Annotated in this window: 9 protein-coding genes and 2 pseudogenes; 8 read left to right on the forward strand and 3 right to left on the reverse strand. The window is 64.9% G+C overall.

The window, feature by feature from the left end:
- Positions 1-195, reverse strand: a 195-nt coding sequence (locus NHG85_RS15165) for a hypothetical protein (RefSeq protein ID WP_253333839.1), incomplete at its 3' end; no start/stop codon positions are given.
- A gap of 30 nt (positions 196-225) precedes the next feature.
- Between NHG85_RS15165 and NHG85_RS15170 the strand changes: the two genes are divergently transcribed.
- The gene (locus NHG85_RS15170) at positions 226-1,011 is read left to right on the forward strand and encodes an ion transporter (protein WP_253333841.1); all 786 of its coding nucleotides are present in this window, start codon (positions 226-228) and stop codon (positions 1,009-1,011) included.
- Positions 1,012-1,146: 135 nt separating this feature from the next.
- Here NHG85_RS15170 and ggt read toward each other — a convergent pair whose 3' ends face one another.
- Complete coding sequence (ggt, locus tag NHG85_RS15175; protein ID WP_253333843.1) at positions 1,147-2,937, reverse strand: gamma-glutamyltransferase; 1,791 nt, start codon at positions 2,935-2,937, stop codon at positions 1,147-1,149.
- A 279-nt stretch (positions 2,938-3,216) separates the two neighbouring features.
- Between ggt and NHG85_RS15180 the strand changes: the two genes are divergently transcribed.
- The 6 genes and pseudogenes from NHG85_RS15180 to NHG85_RS15205 all read left to right on the forward strand — a co-directional run.
- Positions 3,217-3,834 carry a hypothetical protein gene (locus tag NHG85_RS15180; protein WP_253333845.1) on the forward strand — a complete coding sequence of 206 codons (618 nt, stop codon included), beginning with the start codon at positions 3,217-3,219 and terminating at the stop codon, positions 3,832-3,834.
- Positions 3,834-4,484: an RES family NAD+ phosphorylase gene (locus NHG85_RS15185; protein ID WP_253333847.1), complete on the forward strand. Its 651-nt coding sequence runs from the start codon at positions 3,834-3,836 to the stop codon at positions 4,482-4,484. Before NHG85_RS15180 ends, NHG85_RS15185 begins: the two co-directional genes overlap by 1 nt.
- A gap of 545 nt (positions 4,485-5,029) precedes the next feature.
- Entirely contained in the window at positions 5,030-6,235 is a 1,206-nt protein-coding gene (locus NHG85_RS15190) for an IS256 family transposase (protein ID WP_253333849.1), read from the forward strand.
- A gap of 585 nt (positions 6,236-6,820) precedes the next feature.
- Positions 6,821-7,264 (forward strand): transposase, encoded by a 444-nt coding sequence (locus NHG85_RS15195; protein WP_440339879.1) that lies wholly within the window; start codon positions 6,821-6,823, stop codon positions 7,262-7,264.
- A gap of 23 nt (positions 7,265-7,287) precedes the next feature.
- Positions 7,288-8,499 (forward strand): annotated as a pseudogene (locus tag NHG85_RS15200) (IS256 family transposase); the annotation flags it as partial.
- Positions 8,500-8,551: 52 nt separating this feature from the next.
- Positions 8,552-9,377 (forward strand): annotated as a pseudogene (locus NHG85_RS15205) (IS3 family transposase); the annotation flags it as partial.
- 62 nt (positions 9,378-9,439) lie between these two features.
- On the opposite strand, the gene NHG85_RS15210 reads toward NHG85_RS15205, so the two are convergent.
- Positions 9,440-10,051 (reverse strand): autoinducer binding domain-containing protein, encoded by a 612-nt coding sequence (locus tag NHG85_RS15210; RefSeq protein ID WP_253333852.1) that lies wholly within the window; start codon positions 10,049-10,051, stop codon positions 9,440-9,442.
- A 380-nt stretch (positions 10,052-10,431) separates the two neighbouring features.
- Between NHG85_RS15210 and NHG85_RS15215 the strand changes: the two genes are divergently transcribed.
- Positions 10,432-10,821 carry a hypothetical protein gene (locus NHG85_RS15215; protein ID WP_253333854.1) on the forward strand — a complete coding sequence of 130 codons (390 nt, stop codon included), beginning with the start codon at positions 10,432-10,434 and terminating at the stop codon, positions 10,819-10,821.
- The last annotated feature ends 104 nt before the right edge of the window (positions 10,822-10,925 follow it).

Raw genomic sequence — 10,925 nt, forward strand, 5'->3', positions numbered from 1 at the left:
GATGCCCGTGGCCTCGAAGCCGCCGCCTTCGAAGCGGCGCCCGGCCTTGGCGACGCCGCCGCCGGGATGCGCGCCCTGAACGGCAGGATCGACGCGGCGAAGCGGCCCATGCCGGATCCCGGGCCCCCGGTATCCGGGCCCGGCCAACCCCGCCGCCGTGCTGATCCAGCTTGCCCCCACCGCGCGGGTTTGCATAGAGGGGCCCATTCTCGAATGGAGTTGGGCATGTCGATCCGACAGACTATCGCCGAGGTGCTGGATCGCCCGGCCACGCGGAATTTCATCACCGGCGTCGTGCTGTTCAACGCCGTGATCCTGGGGCTGGAGACCTCCGACACCGCGATGGCGCTGGCGGGGCCGGTGATCGTCTTTCTCGACGTCCTCTGCCTGTCGATCTTCGTGGTCGAGATCGCGCTCAAGATCTTCGCGCGGGGCCTGTCGTTCTTCCGCTCGGGCTGGAACGTCTTCGACTTCACCATCGTCGGCATCGCTCTCGTGCCGGTCACCCAAGGCCTCTCGGTGCTGCGCGCCCTGAGGATCCTGCGGCTCTTGCGGATCATCTCGGTCGCCCCGACCCTGCGCCGCGTCGTCGACGGCTTCGTCTCGGCGCTGCCGGGGATGGCCTCGGTCTTTTTGCTGATGGCGCTGATCTTCTACATCGCGGCGGTCATGGCGACGAAGCTCTTCGGAGAGGCCTTCCCCGAGTGGTTCGAGACCATCCCGCATTCCGCCTATTCGCTGTTCCAGATCATGACGCTGGAAAGCTGGTCCATGGGCATCGTCCGGCCGGTCATGGAGGTCTACCCCTATGCCTGGCTGTTCTTCGTGCCCTTCATCCTCGTGACGACCTTCGCGGTGGTGAACCTCGTGGTCGGCCTCATCGTCAACAGCATGCAGGACGCCCATTCGCAGGAATCCAACGCCGCCACGGAGGATTACCGCGACGAGGTCCTGAAGCGCCTCGATGCCATCGAGCAGCGCATTTCGGAAAGCAGGCTGCACCACAAGTAGGTCCCGCCACAGGCGATCCTCCCGGGCACGCCGGGCGCTGCCCGCCCGAAATCGGCGGGGTGGGGCGGGGCGGTCCTGCGACCGCCCCGCCCGGAACCGTCCTGCCCGGCGGGCAGGACGCCCATCACGCGCGGCTCACTCGCCCAGGGCGATGCCCTCGCGCCGCGGATCGGCGCCGCCCCTGAGCGTCTCTCCGACCTCGATCGCATGCAGCCCCGATGTCAGGTCGCGGATGTTGGTCTCGAAGCCGATCTCCTGAAGCGGTGCTTCGAGCGCCTCGGCCTCGGTCCCGGCCTCCAGGTCGAAGGTGCCGAAACGGTTGACGAGATGCGGCGCGGCCAGCGCCTGCTGCACGTCCATGCCCCAATCGGCCCAGTTGACGATGGCCTGCGCGACATAGCCGATGATCCGGCTGCCGCCGGGCGAGCCGATCACCAGCGCCGGCGCGTCGCCCTGCATCACGATGGTCGGCGACATCGAAGAGCGCGGCCGCTTGCCCGGCTCGACCCGGTTGGCGATGGGGCGGCCCTCGTCATGCGTGGCGAAGCTGAAATCCGTGAGCTCGTTGTTCAGAAGAAAGCCGCGCACGAAGAGCCGCGAGCCGAAGCCGTTCTCGATCGTCGTGGTCATCGACAGCGCGTTGCCATCCGCGTCGACGATGGAGATGTGGCTGGTTGAGGGCAGCTCGATCGAGGCGTCGTCGCCCCACAGCATCGCGTGCTGCCATTCGGGGCTCCCGGGCGAAACCTCGGGCAGCGCGTCGTCGCCCGAAAGCAGGCCCGCCCGCTCGGCGAGATAGGCCGGATCGACGAGGCCCTCGGTCGGCATCGGGACATAATCGCTGTCGGCCATGTAGCGGCCGCGATCGGCGAAGGCGAGGCGCGAGGCGTCACCGATCAGCCGCCACGCCTCGGCGCTGTCGGGGCCCATGCCGCCCAGATCGTAGGTCTCGAGCATGCCGAGGATCTGCCCCACGGTGAGCGCGCCCGAGGACGGCGGCCCCATGCCGCAGACCTCGTAATCGCGGTATTCGGCGCAGACCGGCGCGCGCTCGACCACGTCGTAGATCTCGAGGTCGCGCTCGGACAAGACGCCCGGATTGCCCTCGGCACCCTGCACCGTCGCCACGATGTCGGCGGCGATGCCGCCCTCGTAGAAGGCGTCCGCCCCGCCCTCCGCGATGGCGCGCAGAACCTCGGCATAATCGGGGTTACTGAGCATGTCGCCTTCGGCGATGGCGGTGCCGCCGGGAAAGAAATATTCCGCCGTGGCCGGGAAGCGCTTCAGCCGATCGGCATCGCCGGCGACCAGCGTGGCAAGGCGCGGCGAGACCTCGAAGCCGTCTTCGGCATGGGAGATGGCCGCGTCGAACAGGCCCGCCCAGTCGGAGGTGCCCCATTTCTCATGCGCGGCCTCCAGAAGCCGCGGCGTGCCCGGCGTGCCGACCGAAAGGCCGCCCACCACCGCGTCGAAGAACTGCAGCGGCTCGCCGGTCTCGTCCTGAAACAGCGTCGGCGTCGCGGCCAAAGGCGCGGTCTCGCGGCCGTCGAGTGTGGTCAGCTCGCCGCTCTCGGCATCGTACCAGACGAGGAAGGCGCCGCCGCCCAGGCCCGAGCTTTGCGGCTCCACGAGGCCCAGCACCGCCTGCACCGCCACCATCGCATCGGCGGCCGAGCCACCATTGCGCAGCACGTTCGCCCCGGCCTCGACCGCGAGCGGATTGGCGGCGGCGACCATCCAGTTTTCGGCCTCGACCGGCTGGCCCGCCGCCTTGGCCTGCATGGCGGCACGCGCGGCCTCGGACAGCCCGGCGATCTCGCCCGAGGAGGTGCCCTCCGTGGTGATGGCATCGGCGGCCTGCTGCGCCACCAGCGGCCCGGCGGCCAGCAGGAACGGGATCGTGGCCAGGAACTTCGAGTGTCTCATCGTGCGGTCCTCCTTTGATCCTCGCCATGAAAGACCCCGAAACGGCCCGCGGCAAGCCGTCGCGCCGAAAAAAGGGGCGACGGCCGAATTGGCATCAATATCCGGTAATGAACGTTATGTTATATTAAGGGGTGAAAATAGCGATATTACAGAATTCTCCGCTGGGGGTTCGCACCACGCGGGTGGCGAAGGCGAATGCTTTGGGCAGTTGAATATTCCCAAGGCTCTTGATTTACGTCACCTAACGATACATTTTTGCGTTAGCGCGGAGGCAATTTGATGAACGCAGAGACACCGGCGCAGGCGATGAACGCCTTTCAGGACGTGACCCGATCGCTGTCCCAGCTGCACCTGGAGCATCTGGCCGAGCCCCTGGCGGCAGCCATCAACTCCTATATTGCTACGCATCAGCGGCAGCTCCGCGCCCTGGCCCGCCCCGAACCACTCACCGAGGCCGAGGAAGCCGCTCTGGAAGCGGTAGGGGTGCGCGTGCGGACCGACGCGCCCGATCTTTCTCCCCTGGCGGGCGTCGCCACCCGGCTCGCCGCGATCCATTCCGGATCGATCCCGCTGAAGGCGGCGGCCGCGCGCCTTGGCGTGAACCCGAGCCGCCTGCGCCAGAGGATCGCTGCACGCACACTCTACGCGCTGCACCGGCCTGGTGACCGCGGCTGGGTGATCCCGGCCTTCCAGTTCAACGGTGAGACGGAGCTGGCCGGTTTCGCGAGCGTTTTGCCCGCGATCCGTGCCGATATTCACCCGGTGGAGCTCGAACGCTTCCTGATGCTGCCGCAGCCTGACCTCGAGGATGCGTCCGGCGCAGCCATGTGCCCTTACGATTGGCTGGCAGAGGCGCGGGATCCGGTGGCGCTGCGCGAGATGGCGGCCGAAATCTGATGCCGAAGTTCCCCGAGCCGCCCTCCGTGGCGGATCTGCAATCCCTCGGCCCCGAATGTCGCATCGCGCCCGCGGGGTTCACCCTCGGGCGCATCTTCATGCGGGGCGGCCCGCACCCGGCGGACTGGAGCGGCTTCCGCCACTGGGGGCCCACCCAGTCGCGCTTCGATCATCACGAGCTGTCCGCGAGCGGAACGCCTTGCGACCAGACCCGCGGCATCCAGTATTCGGCCGGGCCCGATGGGGCCGGCGCGCTGGCGACCTGCGCAGCGGAGGTCTTTCAGCTGACCCGGGTGATCAATCGCAAGGCGGGCGCCCCGTGGTTCTGCGTCTTCGGGACGGTACGCTCCCTGTCGCTGCTCGATCTTACGGGGCGATGGCCGACCCGCGCCGGAGCGTCCGCCGCGATCGCCACCGGCCCCCGGGCCAGGGCGCGCCGCTGGAGCGTAGCGATCTATGACGCCTATCCCACGATCGACGGGCTGATCTATCGCTCGTCGATGGCGGGCGATGCGGAGGTGGTGGCGCTGTTCGAGCGGGCTGGGGCCGCCATGCCCCTGCGGCCGGATTTTCATCGAGCGCTCGATGATCCGGCGCTGCAGCGCCCGCTTCTCGATGCGGCTGCCGCCATCGGCTACGATCTGGTCTGACAATCCGTTCCGTTGGGGTAGTGTCCTGTCACGAAGGCGGACCCGAGTTCGCAGATTTGCAGGGTCCGCTTCCTGTGCTTTGTTGTCGGTCGAACCTAGCGCAGCCAAGAGCGGCTTCCCGAACTTGCGACTTTGGCCCATCGGTGCGCTCTTCCATGACCTTTCTCGAGCTGAGGAAATGGGCCCGTGCAAGCTAACCTTGACGCCTACTTTGGCTCCGTTGTCAGGCAGCAGGCTCAGGAAGGACATACGCCTCTTCCCTGAGGAGTTCGAGCTACTACCAGATAGCTGGTCGCTGCCCTTACCGTTGCGTCTTGAGACGGATCCCTTCGCCCGCATCATCGGTCTCAGGCAAGAATTCTATACCAGCTTCCTCCAACGCTTCCTTCATTGCAGTGACGGATCGTGTCCCATCGCTTGGTGTAAGAGGCCGCGCGCGGAGCCCTCGGCGTAGCGTAGCGCGTGGCCGGGTGTGACGCTGGCGGTCACCGTTGATCTTCGGAGTAGGTTCGGGTTGGGCAACCTTGAACCAGATGGAGACGACGATGACCGACGACAGAATGGCTCTGCTCGAGCTGGTTGAAAAGCAGGCTGATGGAGATCTGGTCCGCGAGATGCTGGTTTTCGCGGCCGAGCGGATCATGGAAGCAGAGGTCGAGGCGAGAACCGGCGTTGCGAAGGGCGCGCGTTCGCCGCTACGCGAGGTTCATCGAAACGGCTATCGCGAGCGGGACTGGGACACGCGCGCTGGTCGGATTTCTCTGGAGATCCCGAAGCTGCGCAAGGGTAGCTATCTGCCCAGCTTCCTTGAGCCTCGCTGCACGGCCGAGAAGGCGCTCGTGGCTGTGATCCAAGAGGCTTACGTCCAAGGCATTTCCACCCGCTCAGTCGACAATCTGGTGAAGGCCATGGGGGCTGGTGGCATGTCGAAGAGCCAGGTCAGTCGCCTTTGCGCCGAGATCGACGATCGAGTGAATGCGTTCCTGGATCGGCCGCTGGAGGGGAACTGGCCATACCTCTGGCTCGACGCGACCTATCTGAAAGTTCGTGACGGCGGGCGGATCGTCAGCCGTGCCGTGATAGTGGCGTTCGCAGGCTCACCGGTCAATGAGGATGGCAAGCGCGAGGTGCTGGGCGTCGCCACGGGCCTCTCCGAGGCAGAGACTTTCTGGATCGGCTTCCTGCGCAGTCTCGCCGATCGCGGCCTGCGGGGCGTGAAACTGGTGATCTCCGACGATCACAAGCGGCTCCGGGCCGCCGCGCGGCGGGTCTTCAATGCGACCCACCAAAGGTGCCGGGTTCACTGGATGAGGAACGCGCTGGCCCATGCCCCGGCCAAGCAGCGCACGGCCGTGGCCGCGATGCTGAAGACGATCTTCGCCCAGGACAACAAGGCCGATGCCGAAGCTCAATGGGACGTGGTCGCCGACGCGCTGCGCGAGAAGCAGGCGACGCTCGGCGCCCTGATGGACGCTTCCCGTGATGACGTGCTCGCCTACATGGATTTCCCTCGGGAGCACTGGCCCCAGATCGCCTCCACGAACCCACTCGAGCGGGTGAACCGCGAAATAAAGAGAAGGTCCGATGTCATCGGCATCTTTCCCAACGACGAGGCCATTGTTCGGCTCGTTGGCGCATTGATGCTGGAGACCAATGACGAGTGGACCGTTGCGCGCCGCTACATGAGCCTTGGATCCCTCGCACGCGTCATCGACAATCCCGACATCAGGTTGCCCGCCGTGGCCTCCTGATTAGGCTTGGACCTCTCCGAAGGTCGGCGCTCTTACACCAGTCGGTGGGACACTATCGCGAACGGCTGATCGACAGGCAGATGGCAGCCTTAGGAAGGGCGGCGGATGCCCAGGCCCGCCGCCGAGGTGTTTCCATAGAAGAAGACCTCGCTCTGAGTGTTTCCCACGACTGAACAAGTCGGCGCCGACCTCTTTTCACGCCGAAAAGGCGTCTCAGCCTATATTGTCGAGGCGCAAAACCGCGATGTTCAGTCGTGGGAAAACCTCGGCGGTCGCGGTCGCGAATGTCGTTTTCTTATCTCAACAAGCCGCTTTCAGCGACTGCAGAGTGTTTGTGTTCAGTTTGACCACCGTATTTGCGTATAAAGATATGAATAACAGGTGGTTTAACCGAACATGGAAACACCTGGCCTCGTTCAGGCAAGGGACCGCGTTATTCCGACGGCTAGACATCGATGGTTCAGGTAGTAGTCCCGCCACGTGGTAAACTTTCACACTGCGCTGACGGTGTAATCGGGGTGGCCATCGAGGGCGTTGGTCATGGTGGAGTTTGCGGACTTCGACCACGGACCGAGGAAAACCCCGATGACCGACACCAACATGCCTTTGATCAAGCTGCTGCAAAAGCACGATGAAGGTGACTTTCTCCGCGCTGTGACCGAGGCAGTGTTCCAGACGTTGATGGAGCACGATGTCGAGGACCTGATCGGCGCGGGCCGCTACGAGCGCGGCGAAGGCCCCCAGACCTATCGCAACGGTTACCGGGATCGCGAGCTGAAGACCCGGCACAGTGCCTTGAACCTGCGGGTGCCCAAGCTGCGGCAGGTTTCTTACCTTCCGGGCTTCCTCGAGCCGAGCCACATCTCAGAGAAGGCGCTGGTGGAAGTGATCAGAAAAGCGGGGATCGACGGTGTCTCGACCTGGAACGTCGACGATCTGGTCCAGGCGAAGGGCTTGCCGGCCTCTCCTCCGACACGGTGGCGCAGTTTGAACCGGGACTATCCTGAATTTTGTGCTCTGGCGTGGTAACTGCTTTGAAAGGATACATACGTATGAGCATCGACAAGGACCTGCTGGACCAGCTGATGGAAGGCCGTTCACCCGGCGATTTATTTGGCAAGGAAGGCATTCTATCCGAACTGACCAAGGCGCTGGCGGAACGCGCGCTGACGACCGAGATGGAGGAACATCTCGGCGGCGAGCGAGCTGAAGAGGCTCTTGAAGGCCAGAACCGGGGCCCCAACCGGCGCAACGGCAGCAGCCAAAAGACGGTGACGACCGAGAGTGGCAAGGTCGTCCTGGACATCCCGCGCGACCGCAATGGCACGTTTGACCCGCTGCTGATCGCCAAGTATCAGCAGCGGTTTCCCGAGTTCGACCGCAAGATCACCAGCATGTATGCCCGCGGCATGACGACCCGTGAAATCCAGGGGCATATCGAGGAGATCTACGGCTTCGAGGCATCCCCCAGCCTGATTTCGGCGATCACGGAGGCCGTCATGGACGAGGTGTCCGCGCGGCAGAACCGCCCGCTGGAACCGTGCTATCCCGTCGTCTTCATGGATGCGATCCAGGTCAATATCCGCAGCGATGGAGCCGTGTCGAACAAGGCGGTCTTCGTCGCTCTGGCGATCCTGCCGGACGGCACCCGCGACGTTCTGGGCCTCTGGTTTCAGGCCAACGAGGGTGCCAAGTTCTGGGCAAAGGTGCTAAACGATTTGCGCAATCGCGGTGTTCAGGACATCCTCATCGCCGTCGTGGACGGGCTGAAAGGCTTTCCGCAGGCTATCGAGGCGGCCTTTCCGCAGACCCAGGTTCAGACATGCATCGTCCACCTGTTGCGTCATTCCATGAGCTTCGCCAGCTATAAGGACCGCAAGGCCGTGGCGACGGCCCTGAAGGCGGTCTACACCGCCGTGGACGCCGAGGCGGCGGAGGCCGCGCTGGCTGAGTTCGAGGATAGCGATCTGGCCGCCCGCTACCCCGCGATCGCTCCGAGCTGGCGGCGGGCTTGGAACGAGGTGGTCCCATTTCTCAACTATCCGCCTGCGGTGCGCAGGCTGATTTACACGACCAATGCCATAGAGGCGCTGAACTCGAAAATCCGCCGCGCGGTCCGAACCCGCGGCCACTTCCCCAGCGACGAGGCGGCGGCGAAATTGATTTATCTCGCGCTCAATGCTACCTCAACGGAGTGGAAACGCTCGGTGCGCGAATGGCACGCTGTCAAAAGCCAGTTCGCCATCATGTTCGAAGACCGCTTCCCCATGGCGTGCCAAAAGGCGCCAGGGCACAAAATTCCGCACAGTCTCGATGAACCTCGGCCTCATGCGGCTGATCGACGAGCAATTTCTCGAAACGCCGTTCTACGGCGTGCGGCAGATGACCCGGCATCTGCGCAGTTCAAGGAACCGTGGCCCCGGTGGGGCCGCGTAAGCCCGCAGAACGGCCACGCAGTGAACGACAAGCGGGTGCGACGGCTGATGCGGCGCATGGGCATGATGCCGATCTACCAGAAGCCCAACACCAGCAAGCCTGCCAAGGGGCACAAGCGATACCCATACCTGCTAAGGGGGTTGCGCGTGGAGCGGCCCAACCAAGTCTGGTGCGCCGACATCACCTATCTCCCCATGCGGCGCGGCTTCCTCTATCTTGTGGCGATCATGGACTGGCACACCCGGAAAGTGCTGGCCTGACGCCTGTCGAACAGTTCGGCATGAGGCCGCCATGGGTCCGAGGCCCATGCCGGACGGAGGCCGAGTTCTGCGTCGAGGCGCTGACCGAAGCGATCCAGCGGTTCGGCGTGCCCGAGATCATGAATACCGATCAGGGCAGCCAGTTCACGTCCTTCGCCTGGACCGACCTGCTCAGACGCGCCGGCGTCCGCATCTCAATGGATGGAAAGGGGCGCTATCTCGACAACATCTTCATCGAGCGGCTCTGGCGCACCCTGAAATACGAGTGCGTCTACCTGCACGCCTGGGAGACCGGCTCGGAGGCACGGGCGGGGCTCAAGAACTGGTTCGATTTCTACAACCGAAAGCGTCCGCATTCCGCCCATGGCGGTCAGCCGCCGGCGGTGGTCTACTGGCAGAGAAACCCACTTGCGCAACCCGATCAGCAGGAGCAGAGAGTAGCTTAGAAAAGCCCAGATCCTGTCCAAGGATCGGGGAGCACCTCATCCGGCGCGGTGGCGCGACACCGTCAGATCAGCCCGTGCATCTGTGCCGCGTGCACGGCCTCTGCGGTGGTGCGCGCGCCGAGCGACAGCCGCGCTGATTTCAGCCGGGCCTTGAGCGCGCTTTCGGAGATGCCGATGAGCGCCGCGGCGCGGCTGTGGCGCTCGCCCCCGGCCATGAGGCGCAGCGCCTCGCGCTGCGCTTTGGTCAGGCTGATCGCGCCGGGCGGACCCTCGTGCAGGCGCGTCAGCACGTCGAGCGCGGTCTGCCGCTCGGAGGCGGTGAAGCTCCGGTCCTGCCGCGCGAGGCCGCAAAAGGAGCGCACCTCGGCCGAGCCGGTGGCGACGGTGATCCCGTGCGCGACACCATGCGCGCGGGCATCCGCGATCACGCCGTAGGCATCGGCCAGCGCCTCCCATTCGATCACCCCGTCATGGCCCAGGGCCCAGCCGATCGCTGGATCGCGCAGGAAGTAGGACTTGCGCGCATAGGTCTCGCGCCATGCCGGATGCATGCGGTTCTCCAGATGCACCGGGCGGCCCCGGCTCACGCGCAGGGCGGTGACGAAGCCCGCCGGGGCGATCCGCGCCAGCTCGTAGAAATCATCCGGGGAATAGCCATGCAGATGCACTGCCATCTTCAAACTCCTCGTACATATCAACCACCGAGTCATCCTCCGGGTCGGTGTCCCGGCTCGTCGGTAACGAACCCGTGTTTCGGGGCAATATCATGACGTCGATATATTCAAACGAATCTTTTTCATCCGAAGGTTGATTCGTCCGTTCGCGTGGATTGTCTCCCACATGGTCGTAATGGCACCGCCATCCAGCCAACGTTTCCCGGCGGGTGCCAAAGCCTACCTCGCTGGATAGGTTCAATTAACCTGCGCGTCAGGCTAAATAGGAGTCATTCGAACGGTTTCGTCGTTGCGCTTCCCGTTCGATCGGCCGGGCCGTCATGCGGGTTTCGCATGGCACGCCGACCTTTTCGGAAGCGCTCAAAGGATCGGGACAACGCATGAGCAGGACCAACGCCAGGTTGCATTTCTTTCGTCATCGCGATCTCGCGGAGTGGTGCCACGTGATGGTGGCCGAGCCCGCGGGCCAGACCGGCGAGGCGCGGCGCGCGGCGCTGATCGAGGCGCTCGACATGTCGGACATCACCGGCTCGCGCGACATCGAGGCGCTGCGCCGCACCGCCGATCTCCTGGCCACGGCCCATACGCGCGGCGATGCCTCCGCGTTCGCCCTGCTGCGCGGCCTGCCGACTTCGCGCCGCCTCGCGCTGGCCGCGGCGGCGGAGTCGCGGATCGGCTATCTCTACCTGCAGGAGCCCTCGCATACCGACGAATTGGCAAAGGACCTGTCGCTGCTGCTGGGCTGCCTCGACGACCGCATGGCGAGCTGACCGGGCCGTCCGCACCCCGCGGAAACCCCCGGATGAAGAAACGGCGGCGCCCTCGCGGGTGCCGCCGTTTCTTCATTCTGCCCCGCGGGGCGCCTGCCGGTCAG

It is taken from the genome of Limimaricola litoreus, assembly GCF_024159025.1.
Classification (GTDB): domain Bacteria; phylum Pseudomonadota; class Alphaproteobacteria; order Rhodobacterales; family Rhodobacteraceae; genus Limimaricola; species Limimaricola litoreus.